Genomic DNA, 24,127 nt, shown 5'->3' with positions numbered 1-24,127 from the left:
CCTAGCCTTTTTAGCTGCGTCTTTTTATTTCTCGTAAACAATCTTGCCGTCTAATAAGGTTTTCTCAACCTCTACACTGCGAACTTGTTCGGCAGAGACAGCGAATAAGTTGTCGCTGTAAATTACTAGATCGGCTAATTTACCGACTTCTAGGGTTCCGAGAAGGGTTTCTCTTCCCAAATTGTACTGACCGCCATATGTCCAAGCCTTGACTACCTCTGCTATACTCAGCCCATTTGCTTGGTTAAATGAAGCGCCGCCTTCAGGGAAAAGGTTGTAAGAGGCGTGATAGATAGACTCTTGTAAGCTAGGGAATAACAGAGGCAAATCCGTTCCGCAGGAGATGGTTACCCCAGAGTCAGCCATTGCCCGGCGATTCCAGTAATCTTTGCCTCTATCGGCGCCTAACATCTTATCGATGGTTTCTAGTTTCTCTTCGCGGGTATATAGAGACATGATTTGGGGATACACTTCGGCAACTACGCCTAGCTTTGCCATTTGTGCAAAGTCGTTTGCATCAGAATACTCTAAGTCGGTAATGGCGTGTCTGTTAATCAACTTTCCATCATCCCCGACTTGACATTTGGCAAAAATGGATAAACATTTGCTGATGGCATTGTCTCCTTGAGCGTGGAGTGAAAAGCGAAAGCCCGCCTCGTCAGCCAGCAAAGTATCTTTTTCTAGGGCGCTCCAGTCAATGTCTTTCTTGCAGGTAAAGCTTTGATCCTTGTAGGGGTGTTTTAAGTCGCCTTCGTATTGGCTGATTGAGCCGTCGGTCATTTGGTTGAAACCGGAGAAAGATAGGAAGTTACTGTGGAATTTATCTTTCATGCTCTTGGCGTAGGTAAGGTTAAGAGGGGCGCCAACTGGCTGGCTCATAAAGTGAACCCGTAAGGTTAATTGATTGCTTTCTTCTAGGTCTTCTAATACTTGGGTAAAACCATAGAAATCATCAAACCCCATCTCCTTGACGGAGGTTACGCCTCTTTGGTTTAGCATGAACATGTAATTGATAAAAGCTTCTCTTGCTAATTCTTTTTCGGCCAGAAGGTTTCGTAAGAGCTTCCACATGGCTTCGCTATAGCAATTGTCTTGGTCGAAATCATAAGTTTCCTTTGCTTTGCTATTTAGGCAACACTGTTCGTTATAAGGGTGAAAGGCCACAAGGGGGCGATCTTGACAGATATTATCTAGATCACTGGCGGAAAGTCTTAAATTAACGTCTAGATTTTGAGCGATGATTAAGCTGATATCAGGATTCTGATTGGTATAGTTTGATAAGGCGGCTAAAACTTCCTGCTTTGTGCCCTGATTGCCTAGGTCAAGGCCGAAAGTGGTTAATAGGTAACCGGTAAAGAAGGTGTGAACATCGGTGTTGGCTGGGGCAACCGTCTTTCCGGTGGCATTGATCACCTGAGTATCCGGTCCTTGGGGGGCGGCTTCTTCATTAGCATAAATGCCGCTTATGATATTGTCGGTGATGGCGATGACGCCAGACATCGGGTCTGATTCTAAACCGGTAAATAGGTTGTCGGATTTGATAAGATAGTTTGGAAACTGTGAAAACATGTAATACCTCCTCTGAATAAGTGATGTGTTAAAACAAACCAATTTACTCTAAATTAACACAGCTTGAACAGGTGCGCAAGGACAAGATTGCTAAAATATGCACAAAACAGCGGTGATTAAATTATGAAATATAGATACTTGACATAAAAGCCGTACTTACATATACTTAAATTGGTATTAAAACAATGCTAACATGTACGAGTGATGCAAGAAAGCTGGAGGTGATAGGAGTATTTGAATTATGAAGAATAAAATGAAAAAGAAGAGAGTGCTTTGTTTTGGCGATTCCAATACTTGGGGCTATATTCCGGGCTCGGGAGAGCGTTATCTCGAAGATGAACGATATCCTGGGATTTTGCAAGCGACACTCGGTGAGGAATATCGAGTAGTAGAAGAAGGTCTTAATGGGCGTACGACGGTGTTTGCGGATTTAATAGAACCCCAGCGCTGCGGAATCGAGCAGGTTTTACCAATCTTGTTATCTCATGCACCTTTGGATTTCTTGATAATTATGCTTGGAACAAACGACACTAAGATTCGCTTTATGGTGAATGCGACCGTGATTAGTTATGGAATGGAAGAGATGCTAGTTAGGGCGCTGGATATTATTAGGAATACAGAGCAAAGAACGAAGGTTATTCTTGCGGCACCAGTTCCGCTGGGAAAAGTTGAGGATTCCATGTTTGATCAGGAATCGGTAGTAAAAAGTCAAGAGTTAGCAAGGCACTACCTTGAATTGTCTAAGAAATATAAGTGTGTGTTCTTTGATGCTGGTGAGGTGGTTCGTGAATTAGGTAGTGATGGAATACACTTGGACTTGGAGGGTCATAAAAGGATAGGCACGGCATTAGCCGCGGTTATAAAAAAGATGAAGGAGAGAGAAGAATGAGTAATCAAAAAAATCAACCTGTGGAATTAGGCAGGAAATTAGGTCTTAGTGCGGTTATCGCTCTGGGCGTAGGAACAACAGTAGGGTCGGGAATATTTTCATCCCTAAGTGAGGTATCAGCAGCGGCAGGCAGCAGCTTGTTTCTTATTTTGGCATTTTTAATTGGTGGCTTGGTGCAGATTCCGGCAAACTTCTGCTATGCAGAGCTTGCTAGTGCGTTCCCTGAAGATGGCGGGCAATATATATATTTTAAGGAGGCGGGATCTAGACCTTTAGCGTTTTTATGCGGTTGGGTAAGCTTTTGGGCAACGGATCCACCGTCAATTTCGATTATGGCATTAGCGATTGCAAATTATCTGGCGTTTTTCTTACCGATTGGTGGTCTTTCAGCTAAGCTTGTGGCGGTAGCCTTTGTGCTAGTGTTTATGTGTGTCCACTTACGCTCGGTAGAAGGCGGCGGAAAGTTTCAAACCTTTATTACGGCTTTGAAGGTTATTCCTTTTGTATTAATTATTGGCGTAGGTCTGTTCTTTATTAAAGGCGAGTTATTTATGTCAACAGCTCCGCTAGCGGGAGCAAGTGCAACAGGCATTCTAGCCTTGTTAGCGGGTGTTTCAGCGACAACCTGGTCTTTTGATGGTATGGCAGCTCCGTGTTATATGTCAGGTGAAATTAAGAATCCTGAGAAAAACCTACCAAAAGGTCTTATTTTAACAGCAGTTATCGTATTAGGTCTTTATGTTGCTCTAACAGTGGTTGCTTCTGGCTTGCTTTCAGTGGGAGAATTATCTAGTTCGGAAGCACCGATTGCGCTTCTTGCATCAAAGATACCGGTTATTGGCGGTGCGGCTGGTACGATTGTAGCAGTCATGGCAATTATTGTGGTAATTGGTTCGCTATCAAGCTGTATCATGTTCCAACCGAGAATTGAATATGCAATGGCAAAGGATGGTCTGTTCTTTAAATCTTTTGCAAAAGTACATCCCAAGTTTGAAACACCTTATTTTTCAATTATCATTCAGTGTGCGGTGGCGATTGTATTAATCTTTGCCACAAATCTGGCGGATTTATTAGGATACTTTACCTTAGTAGCCTTGCTTAAGAATTTCTTGACTTTTGGGACAATTTTAGTATTGAAGAATAAGGCCCACTACAAACCAACTTATAAAATGCCGGCAAGACTGCTAATGGTTTTAATAGCAATGATTATGACGGGAACTTTGATTTATTCAACCTTCCTTTGGGCGCCGATTCCAGGGCTTATCAGTGCGGTTATTGCAGTTGGTACAGGATTACCGGTGTATTATATTTGGGAAAGTAAAAATAAACGAGATGCAATGAAGAGTAGTTAATGGTTAGCAGCGTTTAGAAAATCTAATTCGGCTGGGGCTTCTTTTAGCTCTAGCCGAAATGACTGTGGAGGTAAAGATGAAGTTAGCAACTGTTGGAGATAATTGCATGGATTATTATGCCGCTCTTGATAAAGCCTATCCGGGTGGCAATCCAGTTAATGTAGCGGTGTATTTTGTACGCTTGGGCGGCGAAGCCTCTTATACGGGAGTAGTGGGAACGGATGGATATGGGCAAGAGATGATAGACGGGATTAAGGCGAAAGGTGTCGATGTTTCCCATCTGCGTAAGCTCGAGGGAAAAACAGCGATTACTCAAGTGGAGTTAGTTGAGGGTGATAGAGTATTCGGTGACTATGATGAAGGGGTTTTATCGGAATTTTCCCTGGATAAAGAGGGTATTGATTTCTTATGTGATCATGATATGGTAGTTTCTGGTCTGTGGGGAAATTCGGAACAGTATTTTGAAGAGATTCAGGCTCGTGGTGTTTTGACGGCTTTTGATGCAGCAACGAGACCAGAGGATGAAGCGCCGAAAATTGCTATTAAGAATACGGATTATTTCTTCTATGCTACGGATGATGGCGATACTGAGGAGCTGCGGGCGCAAATGCGCGCTTACCATAAAGAGGGGCCAAAGTACGTTATTGTTACGCTAGGCGAAGAAGGTAGTCTTGTGTATGATGGTAAAGAATTTTATAAATATGGTATAATCGCAACAGATGTTGTAGATACAATGGGCGCTGGTGACAGCTATATCGCTGGTTTTTTAAAGGGCGCTTTAGAGAAGCAAGAAATTTTGAAATGTATGGAAATGGGCGCTAGAAACGCAACGGAGACAATCCAGTATCAAGGCGCTTGGTAAGGAGGGAAGAGCATAAATGTTGAAATTTGATAAAGAAAAGAAATTAAGTAGTGTTAAAGGGGCGTTAGCTCTTAGGCCGGAAATTGAAAAAATTGTAGATGAGATTCAGAATGAAGGTTTTGATGCTGTCTATTTTATGGGTATTGGTGGAACGTGGGCTTCAAGTATGCAGGTAGAAGTGTATATGCGTGGCAAAAGCTCGCTCCCAGTATTTGTAGAAAATGCAGCAGAGTATTTAACTACTGGAAATAAAAGAATTACAAGTAAGTCGGTGGTGATTTTTTCTTCTGTTACGGGAACCACTCAGGAAATGGTAGAGGCAATTAAGGTTGTTAAAGAACTCGGAGCTAGAGTACTTGCCTTTATTGATATTAAAGGAACTGCACTAGAAGAGATGTCGGATTATTGTGTAATCTATCCGGAAAATGAGCAATTAAAGTTCTATATGGTTGCTAATAGACTTATGTTTAATAATGGCGAATTTTCTGATTATGATCAATACAATCAGGAGATGGAAGCGCACTTGGCTGAAGCCCTGGTAGATGTTGAGATAAAGGCAGATGATTTTGCTAAGGAATTTGCAGCGGCGAAATATGAATTTATAAAGAAGAACCCTGACATGCCTCACTATTTTGTGGGAGCGGGCAATCAACTGGGGTCAACTTATTCGTACGCTATGTGTTACTGGGAAGAGCAAATGTGGATTCGGACAAAGTCGATTTCTGCACCTGAATTCTTTCATGGAATGTTAGAAGTAATTGAAGCGGAAACACCGGTGATTCTTTTTGTGGGTGAAGACGAGCAGAGAGTAACGGCTGAGCGAGTGGCTAACTTTCTGCCTAAAGTGTGCCGTAACTATGTAATTATTGACTCGAAGGATTATGAGTTAAAAGGTATAAGTGGAAAATTCCGCGGAAGTATTTCTCACCTAGTTACCCACGGGGTGACCAATCGCATCGATGTGCATATGGAGAAAGAGTTGTGCCATCCATTACAGATAAGACGGTATTATCGACAATTTGATTATTAGAAGTGTGTAAAAAAAGAAAAAAGACGCCGGTACGGCGTCTTTTTTTGGTATAACGGGTGGGTTGCCTTTATGCACGCGTGCAAAAATCGAAGTCCGTATTATGGGACATGAAACATTGCAGAATAAAGTTATCCAATCACTTAGCAACTTAGACTAGCTAGAAAGGAAGGCGCCTATGAGGAATGAGAGAATTGTTAGCTTGGGAACCAATTCATTAATCTACCATAAGCAGGGCTGTAGATACGTGCTCCGCATCAAAAGAAAAAACCGGATGCATCTTTCGAAGCAGGCAGCAGAGGATATGGGGTATCGCCTCTGCAAATGCTGCAATAGCATGAATCATCATTACGCGACCGAACGTAAGAGCCTTGCCCTCTACCGGGAGAAGAAGTTGGAGTTTAATTACATTGAAGGAAGCTTGTTTGTGAAAAGCGAGGTTGGCTGTTGGAAGTTGGTCTACGTTCGCCGGGAAGACAAGATAGCCATTTATCACCGCAGTAGAACGGATAAGCCGCTAGATTTTACCCAGCCACAATATGAAATTTATCATCGTCAGAAAGATAAGATGTACGCCTCAGGAATTGCGTCGGCGCTTCATTATATCTACGAGCATGATAAGTACCGGGCAGCAGTAGAAAGAGGCGAAAAAATCATGAAGTTCTCCAATGAGAGGTATCGTCGGCGTGAAACTAAGGTGCAATGGCGGCGGCAGTGTCGGAGAATCGATTCTCTTTTTAAAACACTAGAAGAAGAGAATCCCGAGTATAAGAAACTATCATTTTGTTAAAGAAGGAGGAAACAAAGATGGAAAGAAAGTATTTTACAATTACCGGATTAAATCACTATTACGGTCAGGAATTCCTAGAACGAGATATGAAGGTTAAGCTTACGAAGGAGCCTGATAATGATTATGACATGGAAGCGATTAAGGTGGAGATGGAGGGGCTTGGCGTAGTGGGTTACGTTGCCAATAGCCCCTATACAGTTCAAGGTGAAAGCATGAGTGCGGGTCGCCTTTATGAAAAAATGGACGATACCGCTATAGGAACTATTCTGTATATTTTGCCTCGGGGTGTTATCTGCTATCTTGATGAGGAGTAGGTGAATAGTAGATACGGCGCTTGTTAGAGCGGATTCATACTTATATGAAGCAAAAGAGACAGGTAGGAATAAAGTGGTTTCAAAGGATATTGAAGAGAATTAATTTATATATGAAGGGGTGATATGTGTATTGGAAAAGTCTAAGGATAAGATACTGGATATAAGCTCTTTAACGGAAGAACAGTTAAATATGGAATTGGAGAAGGGCTATGCAGATCTAAAAGCTGGTAGGACAAGGCCGGCAAGTGAAGTGTTTGCAGATATCCAAAGGGGCTATAATTTATAGTAGAATTAAAAAGCACCGGCAGAAATGTCGGTGCTTTTTAAGCATTTAAAACTTCCTTTTTATTACTACTGTAAGCGATTACATTTTGAGAAATTCATAAAGGGAAACAGGTGTAGTGTTTTGCAATTTGACGAAGCCTAGGCTCAAAAAATCAAGGTAGTGTTCAAAAAAAACAATCTTATATAGATATTTACCAAAAAAGTTACTGTAGTTTCATGGAAAATAGCGATTGCATTATCGAATCATCTTAGATAATATAAAAGCATGAAGTGAAAGCGCTTACAATTTTAAAAACTTGCAAATGGAAGATAAGCATAAGGAAGAGGAGGACATGATGAAAAGAAGAGTGATAGCAGGCTTATTAGTTTCAGTAATGGTATTAGGTGCAGCCTTGACAGGATGTGGTAGTAAGAAGGAAGAAGTAAAGGAAACCGGCGCCGATGAAGAAGTAACCATTTCTTTTTCATGGTGGGGTTCGGACGACCGTCATACAGCTATGCAGGAGGTTGTTAAGCTATATGAAGCTGAGAATCCTAATGTAACGGTTGAGGTTGTCTACGGTGCTTGGGATGGTTGGCAAACCAAGATGCTTACCCAGCTTTCAGGAAAAACAGAAGCGGACGTTATGCAGGTTAACTACAACTGGGTACATTCCTTTGGTAAAGGTTCCAACGTATTCTATGATTTAAACGAGCTTTCCGATTATCTAGAACTTAGCAACTGGGATAGCGATTACCTAAAAGCGATGGAAGTAGACGGCGAGCAAGCAGCGGTTCCTCACGGTATGAACGGTCGCGTGCAGGTAGTTAACAGTACCATTTTCGACGAAGCAGGAATCGAGTATCCGACCACATACGACGAGATGATCGCCGCCGCAGCGGTAATTGGTGCAGGTAATACGGCTACAGGTGCGGACAACAAATACGTAAGTATCAATGTGGGGAAAGAGTGTACCGATCTTTATATTGCGCAGATGCTATATAACGCTACGGGCAAGGTGATGCAGAGCGATGGTAAAGTGAATTATAGCGAGAAAGACGTAGCAGCGGTCTTTGATCAATATTTAGCTCTTGAAGATGCAGGAGCATTGCCAAAGTTTGAGCAAGATGATCCGATTCAAAACGAATCAAACCCAGTATGGACAAGTGGTAGAGCAGGTGCTGTATACGAATGGGCAGGTACGCTTAATAAGTACACAGGTTCTTATAAAGGTGGCGGACATGACGACGAGCTAGTGGTAAAACCATATATTACCGAAGACGGTACAGAGCCAACGGTATACGTAAAACCCAATCTTGGTTACGCCGTTTCTAAAAACAGCAAGTACCCAGATGTGGCAGCTGATTTCGTAAACTTCATGTTTACCAATGAAGAAGCCGTTAAAACGCTAGGAACTTCTCTAGGAATCTCTAGTAACAAAGTGACGAATGAAATTCAAGAAGCGGAAGGTATGATTACCGGTAAAGTGGCAGAAGCTTACGAACTTCTAAACTCTTACGACCAAACGATCATGGATCCGTACTTTGAGGATGAAAATGTTCGCGGAACGAGATATATTGTCATTGAAGGTCTTAGAAGTGGCAAGTATAATTCTCAAGATGCAGCAGCCAAATATATAGCAGATCAACAGGAAGAGTTGGACAAATTATATGACTAAAGAAAAGACGAAGAAGAAAATCAATTATGTTCCCTATTTGATGTTACTTCCTTGGATGATTGGCTTTGTGATTTTTAAGGTGTATCCGATTGTGGTTTCCTTTTTCTACAGCCTCCAGGAGTATCCGATCTTAGGTGATCCAGAATTTATTGGACTAGAAAACTACATAGAGATTTTTACTAAAGATGAAATATTCAGGACATCTCTCGTGGCAACCCTTAAGTACGTACTAATTGGTACTCCTGTAGTCGTAATTGTTGCGTTCTTCGTTGCTTTTATCCTGAACTTCAAACTTAAAGGGGTTAACTTTTTCCGGACGGCATACTACATTCCTTCTATTCTCGGAGGGAATGTGGCCGTATCCATTCTGTGGACCATGCTATTTGATGTGAATGGTCCCATCAATACGGTCTTAAGTGTGTTCACGAATGGCGAGGTGGCCATTAACTGGACAAAGGATGCGAATTTTGCCATCTTTACGCTGATTATTTTAAAGGCGTGGCAGTTTGGTTCCACCATGTTAATCTTCTTGTCGGCGCTTCAAGGGGTATCCAAATCTCTTTACGAGGCAGCTTCTCTAGACGGCGCGTCGAAGATTAGACAGCTATTTAGTATTACCGTACCGATTATTACGCCGGTTATTCTCTTTAATGCGATTAACGTTCTGGTTAAGGCCTTCCAAGAGTTCAACTCGGCTTACTTGATTACGAAGGGTGGACCGAATAAGACCACATATTTCCTAAACCTCTACATCTATGAAGAGGCATTCCAAAAGGGAAATTACGGGTATGCCAGTGCGCTGACATGGGTGCTTCTAGCAATCATCGGTATCTTTACCATCATTATCTTTAAGACTTCAGATAATTACGTATACTATAACGACTAGAGGGGAGGAAGAACATGGAGTTAACAAAAAGAAGCAAAATCATCAATTCAATTATCCGTTACACCTTGTTAATTATCGTGGGAGTAATCCTAATCTATCCTCTCATCTGGATGATTGGTTCTTCCTTTAAGGACAATATCGATATTTTTGGCACCTTTAATCCGCTTCCCGCCAGTGGTCGAGGAACGCTAGAAAACATTAAGAGCGCCTGGAATATCTCAAGTGATCACACCATTTGGTTCTACTTTGGCAATACTTTAAAGTTCCTTGTGCCAAAAACATTTTTTACCGTTATTTCCTGTACCTTGACGGCGTACGTAATCGCGAGAAAGAATTTTAAAGGCAAGAAGTTTGTCTTTACCGCGGTTATCGTAACCTTGCTCATGCCAGAGTTAGCGTTTCGTATCCCTCTCTACTTATTATACCGTCAGGTCGGTTTGCTAGATACGTTTGCCAGTCTTTTCATTCAGGATATTTTCGCCTCATCCTCGTTCTTCATCTTCATGATTATTCAGTTTATGCGAACGATTCCGAGACAGCTAGATGAGGCAGCGGTAATTGATGGCTGTAACGACTTACAGATTCTCTCCAAAATCATTGTGCCGGTTATCAAGCCGATCATTATTACGGTAGGACTGCTTTGCTTTATGTGGGGTATGAATGACTTCCAAGGCCCTTTGATTTATTTAAACTCACCGGACAAGACGGTGCTATCGATGATTTTAAAGCAACAGCTTGACGGCGATACGATGATCGTCTACGGCAAGATATTTGCGGCCTCGTGCTTAGCCCTATTGCCAATGATTGCCCTTTTCTTTGCCGGGTCAAGATATTTTGTCGATGGTGTAGCAAGTACTGGTGGAAAAGAGTAAAACCTTTGTTTTTAAGAAATGGAGTGACAAAGCGATGATGTACGTAAGAAGAGTATTAGCACAGCTGATTGATTTGGTGGTTGGAGTGTTACTTTTGTTCGTAACGTTTGCTTACGTCACTCCTTTTTTAGTGAAGCTAGTAGGAAATGCCTACGCAGCGGTTATTGCGGCTATCTTGCTTTACATCTTTGTCTACTACTTACTTCAGTATCCCTTTATGAAAAATGGTCAGACCCTAGGAAAGGCCTTCTTTTCTTTAAAGATTATTACGACTGACAGTAAGGACGAGGCAGTACCGATTGCCGTCATCGTCCAAAGAGAAATTTTATGCAAACTAATGAGCTGCTTCTTTATCTGCATCCCTCTTTTCCTTGGGAAACCAGGAGGGCATGAGGAAGCAACCCATACACGCGTAGTTTCCTCTAAGCAAAGGGCTTAGGGGATTCTGACTATAAGGAGTTATATGTTAACGATTATTAAAAATACCCCTTTCGGCTTCGTCTTAAAGCTTAATTACGACACGCCCTACTATGCCGAAGCAGCGTATGATTTATATATAGATGAAAAATTGTGGGGCACGTACCGGGAGAATATAATCTCAGTCTTTGGCCTAAAGCCTGATACGAGCTACCAACTTAGGCTAGAAACGAAAACGGTTAATTATCAGCTGGAAGTGAAGACGAGAAGCGCCGACTACGTCATCGATATTACCCAGTACAATGCTAGTGGCGACGGCGTAGCAAACGCTACTAGTGGCATTAACGCGGCGATTTATCTGGCTCCGAAAGGAGCTATTGTTCGCTTTCCGAAAGGCACGTATCTGGTGGACCAAATTTTGCTTAAATCAGACGTCTCCCTTTATTTAGAAGCAGGATGTGTGATTAAGCAGAATACGGAGCGATCCTCGCTAGCCGTGCTAAAGGGCTTCCAGAAGAACTACAATTACGAGAAGGCTACCGTCGGTGCTTCCTGGGAGGGCAATCCTCTCGATACCTACAGCAGTGTGCTCCTGGGATTTGAGGTGGAGAATGTGGAGATCTTCGGTGACGGCGTGATCGATGGCAATGGCCTTGAAGGAGACTGGTGGCAGAACCCGAAGGTGAAAAAGGTGGCCTATCGTCCGAAAAATATTTTCCTCAATAAATGTAAGAATATTACCCTTATGGGCTTTACTAGTAAAAATTCGGCGTCTTGGAACATCCATCCTTTTTACTGTGAGCAGGTGGAGATTTATAACTTGTTTCTCCAAAGCGATAAAAACTCTCCCAATACGGACGGGATTAATCCTGAGAGCTGCCAGCGAGTTATCATTGCCGGGTGTCGCTTTGACGTAGGCGATGACTGTATTGCGATTAAGTCAGGGAAGTATTTTATGAGTCAGTTTGATTATCAGCCCTGTGAAGATATTCAGATTTCTAATTGTTATATGGGCAGTGGTCACGGCGGGATAGCCTTAGGCTCAGAGATTAGCTGCGGCGCCAGAAGGATGCAGGTCTCTCAGTGCTTTATGGAAGGGACAGATAGAGGGATTCGCATCAAGACCAGACGGGGCCGCGGGAGTGGTTCCCTGGTGGAAAATGTGATGCTTTCAAAGCTCTATATGAAAGAGGTAAAGCACGGGATTGCCATCAATATGTTTTATAACTGTGACCCAGACGGAAAAAGCGAGTATGTACAGTCCCGGGAGGCAGCGCCGAAGGATAAGTATACGCCGGTAATCAGGGATATCCTGATTGAGGACGTAGAACTGACCGATATTCGCGGTTGCGGCATCTTCATGTACGGACTACCGGAAAGCAAGATCGAGAATGTAAGAATTGAGAATAGTCGCTTTTCTTTTAGCGAACAACGGGTCGCGGAAGTTCCAGAGATGCTCGAGGACTTTGCCATGATCAAAGATCTGGGTATCTATATCTGGAATACGGAGAATTTAAGCATAGAAAACAATGAATACAGCGGCAGTTACGTAAGTATGATCGGAGAGGAGGGAAAGTGTGAAGGCGATAAATGAATTTTTTGAGTCCTTAATAGAACGGTCCACACCGGCCAAGCCGATATGGAATAAGGAGGCGATACTTGAAGGCAATTCCCCTAAGTGGAACTATATCGATGGTTGTATGGCGAAGGCGATCCTTGATATGTACGAGACCACGAAGAAGGAAGAGTATCTACGCTTTTTAGATGAGTTTATCGATTTTTATATCGATGAGGGCGGCACCATCCTAGGCTATCATATGGAAGACCTTAACTGCGATAACATCAACGAAGGGAAGGTACTTTTCCGGTTGTATGAACTAACGGGAAAAACGAAGTACAAGCAGGCGCTAGATACCCTTTATCAGCAGATAACCATTCAGCCTCGGACAGAATCCGGAAACTTTTGGCATAAGAAGATCTACCCCCACCAAATCTGGCTTGACGGTCTTTATATGGTTCAACCCTTTTATCTGACTTATGAGGCGAAGTTTAACAATAACAAAAACTATAAGGACGTTTTTCATCAGTTTGAACAGGTGTATCTGCTGATGCGGGATACGAAGACAAAGCTTTTATATCACGGCTATGACGAGACTAGGGACTGCTTTTGGTCGTGTAATGAATCCGGGTGTTCTAAGAACTTTTGGACCCGGTCGCTGGGCTGGTATACGATGGCCCTAGTGGATACGCTTGAAGTTTTAGACGAGCAGTTTTTCTATGAGTATGAAGTCTTACAGGGATATTTAAAAGAGGTGTTAGATGCTTTGCTGAGGTTTGCTGACCCGGCCACAGGAATGTTCCATCAGGTAACGGACCAAGGGGAACGCCCTGGCAATTGTCTGGAGACCAGTGGCACGTGTGCCATCGCCTATTCGCTAATGAAGGGGGCGCGGCTTCAGTTCTTACCGGCTCATTACTATGACTACGGCTGTCGTATTTTAAACAGCGTGGCCCAGTATAAGCTCCTAAAGGAAGACGGGGTCTTTGTGCTGAAAGATATCTGTCTGATTGCCGGGCTTGGTGGTATGCCTGGAAAAGGTGACTACAAGGTGCGCGACGGCTCTTATGAGTACTACGTCTCGGAGCCCATTGTAGATAATGATGCAAAAGGGGTGGCACCCCTTATCTTTGCCTACTCGGAATACCTAAGAAAGGAAGAAGATAAGCGATGTTAATTGGTGCAAGAACCCATGATTTTGGTAATCAGGAAGAGCTTTCCTTTGGCGAAAAGCTAGCCCTTATTAAACGCTGTGGTTACGAGACGATTCAGCTAGCCCCGGCAAAAGCCCTGCCGGAAATCAAGGATATTCATAGCGTATCGCCGAGACATATAGAGGCGATTCGCGCGGACCTTGAGAAGGCGGCTCTACCAGTTAGCGTGTTAGGGTGTTATATTGAGCCGTCTCTTAGCGATCGTCAGGCGAGACTTAAAAATGTAGAGACTTTTTGCCAGTATTTGCGCTACGCCAAAGCCCTTGGTACGAAAATTGTGGGTACGGAGACGACCCATTTTCCCATGCCGGATAATCAGCAGCGTGAGGCGGCGTATCGGAATTTAAAAGACAGCGTGAAAAGGATAGCCGAAGTGGCCGAAAAAGAAGAGGTCTATATTGGTTTAGAACCGGTGGCTGAGCACACGATGAATGATCCTGAGATTACGAGACGGTTGCTTGATGAAGTGCAGTCTAAAAAGGTACGGGTGATTTTAGACCCGGCGAATCTTATTTTGGCGGAGCAAGTAGACCGGCAGGAAGAGATTTTCCAGCAGGCGCTGGCGCTTTTAGGCGAACAGGTAGTGGCCCTTCACGTGAAGAACTTTGTAGTAAAGGACGGCGAGAAGCAGATGGTGCCCCTTCAAGAGGGGGTTATCGACTTTACCACCATCGGCGCTTGGGTGAAAGACCAGAAGCTTGACCTACCGCTTCTGCGTGAGAACTCTTTAAGAGCCAGTGACCAGGCGGACATCGCTTTGATGAAACGACTTTTTACGGAAACTTAGTTACGGTAGCTTAGTTGCGGTAGCGCCCGTACTTACGAGGGGAGATACCAACCGCTTTCGTGAAAGCCTTATAAAAGTTGCTATAGTCGTTAAAACCGGACAGGGTACAGGCTTCCTGAGCGGTCATCCCTTCAGCCAGTAAGTTCTTGGCGTAGGTGATGCGCTTGGCCGTGATGTACTTATTTATAGTGGTTCCGGTATCGTTTTTGAAAATACGACACAGGTAAGAGGCGCTTAGGGCAAACTCTTTGGCGATGGAATCGATGGTCAATTCGTTCTCGATATTCTCGTTAATATAAGAGAGAATGCGGTCTGTCTGAGCATGGTTGCTAGCAAGCTGGGTGCTCTGCTCTGGGGACTTAGCTTCCCGGGAGGATTTGCTACGAGACAAATAAGCCTTGTTTAAAAAGGTCATAAATTCTAAGAAGGTGGCGGTATCGACGATATCCGAACCATAGCCTTCGTTGTCTCGAAGCTTATTGTAGAAAAAGGTAAAGTATTTCTGCTCTTCGGCGTTTAAAGATAGCCGGTGGCCCAGTAGGGGATCTCGAAAGGTGAAGCATTGATTCAGATCCGTCTGGGGCGTACTGTAACGAGTAAGGAAGTCGGGCGAAATACTGATGATAATCCGTTCGTGACAATGGGGCACTATTTTCGAGAGATAGTGACTTTCGTATTGATTGATAAAGAAGATATCCCCGGGAGCGAAATCGTAGAATCTGTCGTCGATAAGAAACTGCTCGCCGCCGCTAATGGAGTAATAGATCTCATAGCAGTCGTGAATATGAATGCTCATGGGCGTCTCATCTTTATATAAATGGGCAATGGCAAAACTTTTGCCATCGATGGCATTGGTAATTGCGGTTTTGCATGAGTCGAGTATTTGCATAAAGAGGCTCCTTCTAAGGGGTTAACGTTTACTAACTTAAGTATAATAAAATAAAAGGAGAAGGACAATGATAAATGAAAACTTATTTTCCCTGGAGGGAAAGGTAGCACTGGTAACCGGTGGCGCTTATGGTATTGGTTTTAGCATGGCCGCAGGCCTAGCGGCTGCTGGCGCTAAAATCGTCTTTAACGTTCGGTCACAGAAGAATCTAGAGCGAGGCCTAGCTGATTATGAGGCCCAAGGGATTAAGGCCTTAGGCTTCATCTGTGACGTGACCCGGGAAGAGGAAGTAAAGAAGATGGTGGCCGAAATTGAGGAGCAATACGGAAAGATCGATATTTTGATCAATAACGCCGGTATTATCAAGCGTATCCCGATGCTGGAGATGGAGACGGAAGCGTTCCGGGAAGTGGTAGACATTGACCTGGTAGCACCCTTTATCGTTGCCAAAGCGGTTATCCCGGGAATGATTAAAAACGGTGGCGGTAAAATCATCAATATCTGCTCAATGATGAGTGAACTAGGACGGGAGACCGTGTCTGCTTATGCGGCTGCCAAAGGTGGTCTAAAGATGCTCACGAAGAACATCGCTTCTGAATACGGCCAGTACAATATCCAGTGTAATGGCCTAGGGCCAGGCTACATCGCTACGCCCCAAACGGCACCTCTTAGAGAACCTCAAGCCGATGGAAGCCGTCATCCTTTCGATCAGTTTATCGTGGCGAAAACCCCGATGGCTCGCTGGGGAGAACCGGCGGACTTTGTGGGACCGGCAGTATTCTTAGCCTCTGACGCTTCGGATTTTGTGAACGGTCACATCTTATACGTAGATGGGGGAATCCTAGCTTATATTGGAAAACAACCAAGTTAGAAAAGCAAATAAAAAGCGAGAGAGCTGCTGCGGCAGCTCTCTCGTTTTTACTATTTCAGGACAGACCCCAGACACGTCTACTTCGTAGACTCTTCGCTGCTAAAGCAGCTCTTGTCTGAGGTTGATGGGCTTTAAGCCCAATAGTCCATTAGCGATACAACTTATAGCAAGCAAGCTTGCCCAGTTGATTTCGCTAATGGACTGCTGTCCTGAATAGTTATAAACACTTCATCACTTCGTAGGTACCGTTTTTCTCGATTTCTTCTAGGTAGGTAGCGACGGCGTCCACGAACTGTGGCAGCTTCGTCAAATCCTCACCCCAGAAGGCAGTGTTTTCACAGACAGCTTTGGCGAGTGTCTTGGCGTCATCGCCTTGGTGAGCGAGGTAGAAGTTAAGGACTTCTAAATCGTCTTTAACCGGGTAATCAGAAGAGCCACGTTTGGCTAGCATTACGTTATCCCTCAGGGCGTAGCCGCGATAAAAGGTGATGTAGAACGCAAACGAGGCGGTCAGACACGCTGGCAAGACTTGGTTCTTTTCTAGGTAGCCTTTCACAGAGGGCATAACCCGGGCACGCCATTTGGAGGTAGAGTTTAGGGAGATGTCAAGCAGGGCATGATCGATAAAAGGATTTTTAAAGCGTTCGGTTACCGAGGCGGCAAATTCTTTAAGCTCGGCTTCTGGTAGTGTCAGCGTAGGAATGATCTCGTCGTAGATGGCCTTATTCATAAAGCCGTTAATCACTTCGTCGTCCATGCAATCGCGAACGATATTCTGACCGGATAGGTAAGCGCCAAGGACGAAAGCGGTATGGGCTCCGTTAAGGATGCGAACCTTTCTTTGCTTATAGGGCTTATGATCAGCGGTAATGAGGACAGGGAGTCCGGCTTCTTCAAAGGGTAATTCCTTTTTCAGGCTCTCGGGTCCTTCAATTACCCAGAAGCCGAAGACTTCGGCGGTATTAACTAGGTTATCTACGTAACTGTTCTGGGCGTTTATTTCCTCAATTTCATTACGAGGATAGCCCGTTACAATACGGTCCACCAAGGTGGAGCAGAAGATGTTTTCCTCTTTGAGCCAGTTGGCAAAATCTTCGCCTAGATCCCACTGCTTAGCATAATTTAGTACGCATTTTTCTAATTCATTGCCGTTGTTATCGATTAATTCGCAGGCCAGGATAACAAAGCCTTTGCCCTTTTCACTTCCGAATTTTTGAAAGCGCCGGTACATAAACTGGGTCAGCTTTCCTGGGAAGCTACTAGCAGGTACATCCTCAAAGCGGCAGTTAGGATCATAAGCAATCCCTGCTTCGGTGGTATTGCAGGTAATGAAGCGCAGGTCCGGATTATCCGCACAAGCTAGGACTTCTTCGTAGTCGTTATAGGGATTTAGGCAGCGACTGACACAGGAGATAATCCGCTTGTCGTTTACCTTCTGGCCGTCCTGATAGCCTCTTAGATATAGAGTATAGAGGCCTTCTTGCTCGTTAATCATATCGGCCAGTCCAGGAGCGATTGGCTGCACAAGCACTACTTTTGAGCGAAAATCTACTTTTTCGTTCATCATGTCGAAGAAGTAATCCACAAAGGCTCTCATAAAATTGCCTTCGCCAAATTGAAGGATTCGCTCTGGGGCTTCCTTTAGTAAATAGCCGTCATAAGACATTTCGTTTAGGGTTTGGTAACTTAATTTTTTCATACTGTTTTTCTCTCCTTTAGAGGGTGACGCCTTCTTTAAAGATGGCCATGTCGTGATATCCTGCGAGTTCCGATTTAACCTTTTCGCCGCTAGCGACCCGGATTACGTAATCAAATAGTTGCTGCTTTAACTCGCTCATGGGGGTGCCTTCTACTAGGACACCACAGTTAAAGTCGATCCAACCAGCTTTCTGCTGATAGAGGCTTGAATTTGTGGATATTTTTACCGTGGGTACCGGTGAGGCAAAAGGGGTGCCACGGCCGGTAGTAAAGAGCACTATATGGGCTCCGGAAGCGGCCAGTGCCGTTGCCGCGACCAGGTCGTTGCCAGGAGCGCTAAGGAGGTTAAGGCCAGGCTCTTTAAGAGGTTCGCCGTAGGCTAGCACGCCGCTTACTATGGCCGAACCAGACTTCTGGGTGCAACCAAGAGACTTATCCTCCAAGGTAGAGATACCACCGGCTTTATTACCAGGGGAGGGGTTCTCGTAAATGGTCTGATTATGGCTTTTAAAATACTCTTTGAAGTCATTAATTAGGGCAACGATTTTATCAAAAGTCTCTCGGTCCCGGGCTCGGTTCATCAGAAGCGTTTCCGCGCCGAACATCTCCGGCACTTCGGTGAGAATCGTGCTTCCGCCCCCGGCGATTAATAAGTCGGAGAAAGCGCCTACCGCGGGGTTAGCAGTGATTCCTGATAAGCCGTCAGAGCCACCGCACTTAAGACCGATTACTAGCTTGCTGGCGCTGATTGGCTCACGCTTAAAGGTCTTAGCATAGGCGATTAATTCCTCGATTTGCGCTAAGGAATCGGCAATCTCATCCTCAGATTCTTGAGCGACGATAAATTTGACCCGGCGCTCATCGTAGTCACCGATATATTCTTTTAGAACATCGACTCCGCTATTTTCGCAGCCAAGACCTAACACGAGCACGCCAGCGGCATTGGGATGATTCACTAAATCAGCTAAAATGCGTCTGGTGTTTTCCTGGTCTTCTCCCATCTGAGAACAACCGTAGGGATGGGCAAAAGCGATAATGTCGTCAATGCCTTCAGTGAGCAGGGCCTGGGCCTTTTTGGCGGTGGCGCCAGCGACGTTATTGACACAGCCAACGGTGGGGATAATCCAAATTTCGTTGCGGATACCGACCTTACCATTTCCCCGGTTAAAGCCAGAGAAGTAAGCTTCCTTAACGGATGCTAGGGTTTCTTGATTAGGGCTATAGGTGTAGGTAAGGACGTCTCCGAGGCCAGTTTTTAGATTGTGGATATGAGCCCACTCGCCGGCGGCGATGTCGGCAGTGGCATAGCCGATGGGATTGCCGTACTTGATAATGGGCTCCCCTTTTTTAATGGGGCTAAGAGCAAACTTGTGCCCTCTAGCGATATCCTGTGGCAAGAGGATCCCCGCGTCGTCTGGGGTGACTACTTGCTGGGCGCTTAGCGGGGCTAAGGCCACCGCTACGTTATCCAGCGGGTGGATTTTGATTGCATCGTTCATAAAAAGGTTCCTTTCGTGTGTGAATATTTATAAAATGTAAGCGCTTACAATAGTGGCAAAATATATTGGCCCGTAGGCCAATATAAAGTAAAACCGTTATTCTTCCGGGCGAAATGATTCCCGTACGGCCAGCTTGCAGTCAATGGTTACCCGAGAGCTGGTGTCTTTTCCTAAGCTTCTTTCATGAAAGAGCTCCACCGCCATCTTACAGAGAGATTCCAGCATATTGTCGATACTGGTAAGGGTGGGTGAGGAGACCTCAGCGAGAATCGAGTTATTAAAACCGACGACGGGTAAGTCTAGCTTACGTCCCGCGAGGGCCTTACTAGCAGCTACCGCTAGGAGATCCTCGGAAGCCACCACGGCATCAAAGTCCAGGCCTGATGCGATCACCTGCTCGACTCGTGCTTGCATGCCGGTTAGGGTGTCAGGAAGCTGGATAATCCGTTCCTTCACTTTCGCCAGTCCTAGTTCCTTCGCCGCCGCTTCGAAGCCGGCGATTTTCTCGGCGCCACTGTAGGTGGCATGGTTATAGAAGTAAAGAGGCTTTTGATAGCCTGAAGCGGATAGCTTCCTTATACAGTCATAGATGCCGGCGCGGTCGTTGCTGGAGACGTTGATAATGCCGGGAGCATCGATGTAACCATTTACCATAATAATGGGGATGGTCTTTGCCGCTTCTTTAATATGGGTATTTCCTTTTAGTTCTTGCTGCGAAGAACCAGCGAGAAAGATGGCGTCTACTCGCTTGCTAATAAGGAGTTCCATTTCTCTTTTCTTGCTTTTTAAATCGTAGCCAGTGCTGCTTAAAAGGACGTTGAAGCCTAGGCTATGGAGACCTTCGGATAGATAGGAAATCATCCGGGCATAATAGGTATCCTTAGCATCGGTTACGAGAATACCGATGGTTTGCATGGTATCTAGGCCCAGGCCTCTAGCGAAGATATTGGGAGTGTATCCTTCTTCTTCAATAATCGCCATGACCTTATCGTAGGTTTTTTGGCTGACGTTCTTTCCGCCGTTTAAGACTCGGGAGATCGTCGCAATGGATACGCCGCTCTTTTCCGCGATATCGTATATGTTCATAATTCGTCGCCTTTCGCTAATATAGCTATATTGTAAGGCGAATACCTAAGAAATGCAATAGATATTGTAAGAGCTTACTTTTTTTGTAAAAAACAAACAAGTTTTTTATCCCAAAATAGGTGGAAAATACCTAAAAACCAAAAGCTTATTGACATAATAAAGGGAAAGAATTAGAATCAAAATTGTAAGCGGTTACAATTTTACGTAAATTTTAACTCTAAAAGAAAGGATTATAAATCATGAAACAGTTTATGGATAAAGATTTTCTCTTAAATAACGAAATGGCAAAAATGCTCTATCATCAGGTAGCCGAGAAGGCGCCGATTCTCGATTATCACTGCCATATTAATCCGAAAGAGATTGCCGAAGATAAGAAGTTTGCCAATATCACCCAGGTGTGGCTTTACGGCGATCATTACAAATGGCGGCAAATGCGCTCTAACGGAGTCGATGAAAGATATATTACTGGGGACGCTAGCGATTTCGAAAAGTTTGAAAAGTGGGCCGAAACTCTAGAAAAGGCCATTGGCAACCCTTTGTATCACTGGAGTCATCTAGAATTACAGCGGTACTTCGACTACCACGGAGTCTTAAATAAAGAAACGGCAAAGGAAGTATGGGAGCTCTGCAATCAAAAGCTTAGTGAAGATGACATGAGCGTTCGCAATATTATTAGAAATTCTCACGTTACCCATATCTGTACAACCGATGATCCGGCGGACGATTTACACTGGCATCAGATGCTAGCAGAAGACCCTGATTTTACGGTAAAAGTCCTACCGGCGTGGCGACCAGACAAAGCGATGAATATTGAAAAGCCTAGTTATAAAGAATACCTAGAGACGTTAGGAGAGGCTACTGGGCTTACGATCACTTCTTTTGCAGATCTAAAAGCGGCGCTTATAAATCGCATGGATTACTTCGATGCTAGAGGCTGTAAGGCTTCCGACCACGCTCTTGAGTACGTGATGTGCGCTTCTTATACAGAAGCCGAGATCGAGGAGATATTTGCCAAAAGAATGAAGGACGCACCGCTCTCAAAAGAGGAGGAGCTTCAGTTTAAAACGGCCTTTATGACGTTTGTGGGGCGAGAGTACCACGAAAGAAACTGGGTCATGCAACTGCACTACGGCTGCAAGCGGGATAATAATACGTTGTTCTTTAATAAGCTAGGTCCAGATACAGGCTTTGACTGTATCAATAACTACGCACCGTCAGCGGAGATGGCGAACTTCCTGAATGGTTTGAATATGACGGATGAGCTACCAAAGACGATTATCTATAGCTTGAATCCTAGCGACAACGAAGTGATAGATACGATTATCGGCTGCTTCCAGGATGAGAAGACCGTGGGCAAGATTCAGCACGGCTCTGCGTGGTGGTTTAACGATCATAAAAAAGGGATGACCGATCAGCTGGTATCTTTGGCAAACCTAGGGTTACTTTCTAACTTTATCGGCATGCTGACGGACTCTAGAAGCTTTCTTTCTTATACCAGACACGAGTATTTCCGGAGAATTCTCTGTAATCTTATCGGCACTTGGGTAGAGGATGGCGAGTACCCGGCAGATAGAAAGGTTCTTGATGGAATCGTGAGAGATATTTCTTATGACAATGCGCTTAAATACTTTGGGTTTAAATAAATAGCGAAAACAATAGCCAGAACGATGAAGGGAGGAAGTCCTTTAGCGTTCTGGCTATTTTCAAAAGATCGTTAATATCTAATTGGCACCCAGACTTTCAACTCCCCGTATTCCCGGTTGTCCCAGGCGAAATAGGGGATTAGGGCGAGCTTAGTTTTGGTAAAGTGACAGTCTTCAAGGGGCTGATATAAGGCGTCTTGGTCATAGTCTTCTTGTAAGGACTGATAGCCCGTAGTGGTGAGAGCCACCATCTGCCGTCCCCCGATTTCGGTAGGGGTAGCGGTAAAGGAAGCCTTTGGGTCAAAGAAGAGCGGATGTAGATTCCCTTGGTTATTGTCGATCCCCTCTAGACAGTAGACCAGGGGTCCGCGAGTAACGGCAGCCTGGTTGGTATTCTCTTCGGCTAGCGGATGGGAAATCATATATCGCGGTGTCATGTCAAAGGAGATTGAAACCACACAGTCACCGGTAAGGGGAAGGGTTATATAAGACTGACGGTCGCGGCGGGTTAAAGCCCTAGTCGTCGTAGGGATAGTTTGTCTTCTGCTCTAAGTCAAAGTGGGCGCCATTTGGTAGTTCGATTCTCGCTTTATTGGCCCCGTACATACCTAGCCAGAGGGCGTTATCGCTAACGGTGTAAGCGTATTCTGAAGACTGGGCGATGGCCCGGGCGATGTTTGGTGGGCAGCAGTAGCTGAGGATATATTCGCTCCTTGTTAGTGGCCAAATTAGTTCGTAGGGCAGCTCCTTTTCTCGCCGGAGCATATTTTCGTAAAAAAAACGTTTGCCGTCTAAGCTGACAGCAGCCATATTCGTATTTAGCATCGTTTTTTCAATAATGTCGAAATACTGGGCTTTCGGTTCTAACTGGAACATCCGGTAAGCCCACATAACCGAGCCTACCGAGGCGCACGTTTCGTTGTAGGCGGTAATGTTTGGCAACTGGTACTCATAACCGTAAGCTTGATGGACCAGCTGGTGGACAAAGAAGTTGCCATAAGGAGAGGCTCCGTTATAGAGAGCGCCGCAGCCACCGGTGATATACATCTTTTGCTGGGTTAGGTTGCGCCAGACGGAGTGAAGCACCTGACGATACTCGGCGTTATCCTCTTCGAGACAAAGGTCAGCGACTCCGGCGTACAAATAGTTGGCGCGCACGGCGTGACCGATAATTTTTTCGTGTTCTTTTAAAGGGAGGCGGTCTTGGTTATCATCAAGGCCATCTTTTACGTTGTCCCGAAGGGCGATGGCAAGCTTAGCTAAGTCTCGGTATTTTTCTTTGCCGGTGGTACGATATAGCTCTAAGAGTCCCATGTAGTGAGAAGGACAAACGGCAGTCTGGGCATCCCCGTTTTTCTCGCTATCGTGATATAGGGTTTCTAGGTAACCGGCCGCTTTTTCAGCAATCGCGAGGAAATTGTCCTTGCCGGTAATCCGCTTGTGGAGGCAGCTGGCAGTAAATAGATGGCCAAAGTTATAGACTTCAAAATCATTGATGTCTCCTAAGCGGGAAATGCCGTCTGCTTGTCGTTCGCCGATAATTTGTTTAGTGGAGATATACCCATCCCTTAGCTGGGCTTTGCCGATTAGGTCGATGTAGTTATCGATTTGTGCTAGTAGCTGGGTATTGCCAGTCTTCGCGGCGCTATAAAGGGCCGCTTCTAGCCATTTATAGAAATCGCCGTCGCCAAAGACGGTACCGTCAAAGCCACCGGTAGACTCTCCAGCGCAGATGCGAAAGTTCTCCACTACGTGGCTGATGTCTTTGGCTTCAAACATCTTTTGTAAGTGGGGCACCGTAGAAAGGGTATTAATCTTTTCGGCGTCGGCCCAAAAGCCATCCGTCCAAGTGACGGCGTTCCAAGGTAGAGAATGAACCGCCGCGTAGGGGGATTTTTTTATGAAAGTGTCTGGAAAATATATGCCGAATTTGCAGCGGAATAAAAAGTTGGACATAACCT

The 24,127-nt window shown here is 44.8% G+C and carries 23 protein-coding genes; 16 read left to right on the top strand and 7 right to left on the bottom strand.

Translation table 11 applies throughout. The annotated features are described in order from the left end of the window. Positions 1–24: 24 nt before the first annotated feature. Positions 25–1,569 carry an amidohydrolase gene (locus NHH16_RS08980; protein ID WP_262069263.1) on the bottom strand — a complete coding sequence of 515 codons (1,545 nt, stop codon included), beginning with the start codon at positions 1,567–1,569 and terminating at the stop codon, positions 25–27. A 241-nt stretch (positions 1,570–1,810) separates the two neighbouring features. Here NHH16_RS08980 and NHH16_RS08975 point away from each other — a divergent pair, with 241 nt between their 5' ends. The 14 genes from NHH16_RS08975 to NHH16_RS08910 all read left to right on the top strand — a co-directional run bounded on the left by NHH16_RS08975 (position 1,811) and on the right by NHH16_RS08910 (position 14,480). Beyond that, positions 1,811–2,458 (top strand): GDSL-type esterase/lipase family protein, encoded by a 648-nt coding sequence (locus NHH16_RS08975; RefSeq protein ID WP_262069262.1) that lies wholly within the window; start codon positions 1,811–1,813, stop codon positions 2,456–2,458. Next, positions 2,455–3,810, top strand: coding sequence for an amino acid permease (locus NHH16_RS08970; RefSeq protein ID WP_262069261.1), 1,356 nt, complete (start codon positions 2,455–2,457; stop codon positions 3,808–3,810). The genes NHH16_RS08975 and NHH16_RS08970 overlap by 4 nt, the downstream gene beginning before the upstream one ends. 76 nt (positions 3,811–3,886) lie before the next feature. Next, the gene (frlD, locus tag NHH16_RS08965) at positions 3,887–4,672 is read left to right on the top strand and encodes a fructoselysine 6-kinase (RefSeq protein WP_262069260.1); all 786 of its coding nucleotides are present in this window, start codon (positions 3,887–3,889) and stop codon (positions 4,670–4,672) included. Positions 4,673–4,688: 16 nt separating this feature from the next. Beyond that, complete coding sequence (locus NHH16_RS08960) at positions 4,689–5,702, top strand: SIS domain-containing protein (RefSeq protein WP_262069259.1); 1,014 nt, start codon at positions 4,689–4,691, stop codon at positions 5,700–5,702. 175 nt (positions 5,703–5,877) lie between these two features. Beyond that, a complete protein-coding gene (locus NHH16_RS08955) occupies positions 5,878–6,489 on the top strand; it encodes a hypothetical protein (RefSeq protein WP_262069258.1) in 612 nt (203 codons plus the stop codon). 17 nt (positions 6,490–6,506) lie between these two features. Next, complete coding sequence (locus NHH16_RS08950) at positions 6,507–6,803, top strand: HIRAN domain-containing protein (protein WP_262069257.1); 297 nt, start codon at positions 6,507–6,509, stop codon at positions 6,801–6,803. A gap of 130 nt (positions 6,804–6,933) precedes the next feature. After that, complete coding sequence (locus tag NHH16_RS08945) at positions 6,934–7,089, top strand: hypothetical protein (protein ID WP_262069256.1); 156 nt, start codon at positions 6,934–6,936, stop codon at positions 7,087–7,089. 331 nt (positions 7,090–7,420) lie between these two features. Continuing rightward, the gene (locus NHH16_RS08940; RefSeq protein WP_262069255.1) at positions 7,421–8,746 is read left to right on the top strand and encodes an ABC transporter substrate-binding protein; all 1,326 of its coding nucleotides are present in this window, start codon (positions 7,421–7,423) and stop codon (positions 8,744–8,746) included. Beyond that, a complete protein-coding gene (locus tag NHH16_RS08935) occupies positions 8,739–9,632 on the top strand; it encodes a carbohydrate ABC transporter permease (RefSeq protein WP_262069254.1) in 894 nt (297 codons plus the stop codon). Before NHH16_RS08940 ends, NHH16_RS08935 begins: the two co-directional genes overlap by 8 nt. A gap of 14 nt (positions 9,633–9,646) precedes the next feature. After that, positions 9,647–10,504: a carbohydrate ABC transporter permease gene (locus NHH16_RS08930; RefSeq protein ID WP_262069253.1), complete on the top strand. Its 858-nt coding sequence runs from the start codon at positions 9,647–9,649 to the stop codon at positions 10,502–10,504. Further along, positions 10,491–10,943 carry an RDD family protein gene (locus tag NHH16_RS08925; RefSeq protein ID WP_262069252.1) on the top strand — a complete coding sequence of 151 codons (453 nt, stop codon included), beginning with the start codon at positions 10,491–10,493 and terminating at the stop codon, positions 10,941–10,943. Before NHH16_RS08930 ends, NHH16_RS08925 begins: the two co-directional genes overlap by 14 nt. Before the next feature lie 24 nt (positions 10,944–10,967). Then, a complete protein-coding gene (locus NHH16_RS08920; protein ID WP_262069251.1) occupies positions 10,968–12,515 on the top strand; it encodes a glycoside hydrolase family 28 protein in 1,548 nt (515 codons plus the stop codon). Beyond that, positions 12,499–13,656 carry a glycoside hydrolase family 88/105 protein gene (locus NHH16_RS08915; protein WP_262069250.1) on the top strand — a complete coding sequence of 386 codons (1,158 nt, stop codon included), beginning with the start codon at positions 12,499–12,501 and terminating at the stop codon, positions 13,654–13,656. Before NHH16_RS08920 ends, NHH16_RS08915 begins: the two co-directional genes overlap by 17 nt. Beyond that, positions 13,650–14,480: a sugar phosphate isomerase/epimerase family protein gene (locus tag NHH16_RS08910; protein WP_262069249.1), complete on the top strand. Its 831-nt coding sequence runs from the start codon at positions 13,650–13,652 to the stop codon at positions 14,478–14,480. Before NHH16_RS08915 ends, NHH16_RS08910 begins: the two co-directional genes overlap by 7 nt. Positions 14,481–14,490: 10 nt before the next feature. Here NHH16_RS08910 and NHH16_RS08905 read toward each other — a convergent pair whose 3' ends face one another. After that, complete coding sequence (locus NHH16_RS08905) at positions 14,491–15,369, bottom strand: helix-turn-helix domain-containing protein (protein WP_262069248.1); 879 nt, start codon at positions 15,367–15,369, stop codon at positions 14,491–14,493. A 67-nt stretch (positions 15,370–15,436) separates the two neighbouring features. On the opposite strand from NHH16_RS08905, the gene NHH16_RS08900 reads away from it, so the two are divergent. Beyond that, entirely contained in the window at positions 15,437–16,240 is an 804-nt protein-coding gene (locus tag NHH16_RS08900; RefSeq protein ID WP_262069247.1) for a gluconate 5-dehydrogenase, read from the top strand. Between the two features lie 217 nt (positions 16,241–16,457). Here NHH16_RS08900 and NHH16_RS08895 read toward each other — a convergent pair whose 3' ends face one another. The 3 genes from NHH16_RS08895 to NHH16_RS08885 all read right to left on the bottom strand — a co-directional run bounded on the left by NHH16_RS08895 (position 16,458) and on the right by NHH16_RS08885 (position 20,523). Beyond that, on the bottom strand, positions 16,458–17,939 hold the full coding sequence (locus tag NHH16_RS08895) for a tagaturonate reductase (RefSeq protein WP_262069246.1): 1,482 nt from the start codon (positions 17,937–17,939) through the stop codon (positions 16,458–16,460). Between the two features lie 16 nt (positions 17,940–17,955). Then, positions 17,956–19,437: a UxaA family hydrolase gene (locus tag NHH16_RS08890; protein ID WP_262069245.1), complete on the bottom strand. Its 1,482-nt coding sequence runs from the start codon at positions 19,435–19,437 to the stop codon at positions 17,956–17,958. A gap of 96 nt (positions 19,438–19,533) precedes the next feature. Then, positions 19,534–20,523 (bottom strand): LacI family DNA-binding transcriptional regulator, encoded by a 990-nt coding sequence (locus NHH16_RS08885; RefSeq protein ID WP_262069244.1) that lies wholly within the window; start codon positions 20,521–20,523, stop codon positions 19,534–19,536. Between the two features lie 239 nt (positions 20,524–20,762). Here NHH16_RS08885 and uxaC point away from each other — a divergent pair, with 239 nt between their 5' ends. Further along, entirely contained in the window at positions 20,763–22,166 is a 1,404-nt protein-coding gene (gene uxaC / locus NHH16_RS08880; RefSeq protein ID WP_262069243.1) for a glucuronate isomerase, read from the top strand. 71 nt (positions 22,167–22,237) lie between these two features. Here the strand turns inward: uxaC and NHH16_RS08875 are convergent, their stop codons facing one another. Together NHH16_RS08875 and NHH16_RS08870 are read right to left on the bottom strand one after the other, a co-directional pair. Continuing rightward, positions 22,238–22,624: a beta-L-arabinofuranosidase domain-containing protein gene (locus tag NHH16_RS08875; RefSeq protein WP_262069242.1), complete on the bottom strand. Its 387-nt coding sequence runs from the start codon at positions 22,622–22,624 to the stop codon at positions 22,238–22,240. A 58-nt stretch (positions 22,625–22,682) separates the two neighbouring features. Next, positions 22,683–24,122 (bottom strand): glycoside hydrolase family 127 protein, encoded by a 1,440-nt coding sequence (locus NHH16_RS08870; protein ID WP_262069241.1) that lies wholly within the window; start codon positions 24,120–24,122, stop codon positions 22,683–22,685. Positions 24,123–24,127 lie beyond the last annotated feature (5 nt).

Source organism: Ohessyouella blattaphilus, from assembly GCF_024721265.1.
Lineage (GTDB): Bacteria > Bacillota > Clostridia > Lachnospirales > Lachnospiraceae > Aequitasia > Aequitasia blattaphilus_A.
Note: the sequence above shows the minus strand (reverse complement) of the source record. Positions and strands in the feature narration are given on the sequence as shown.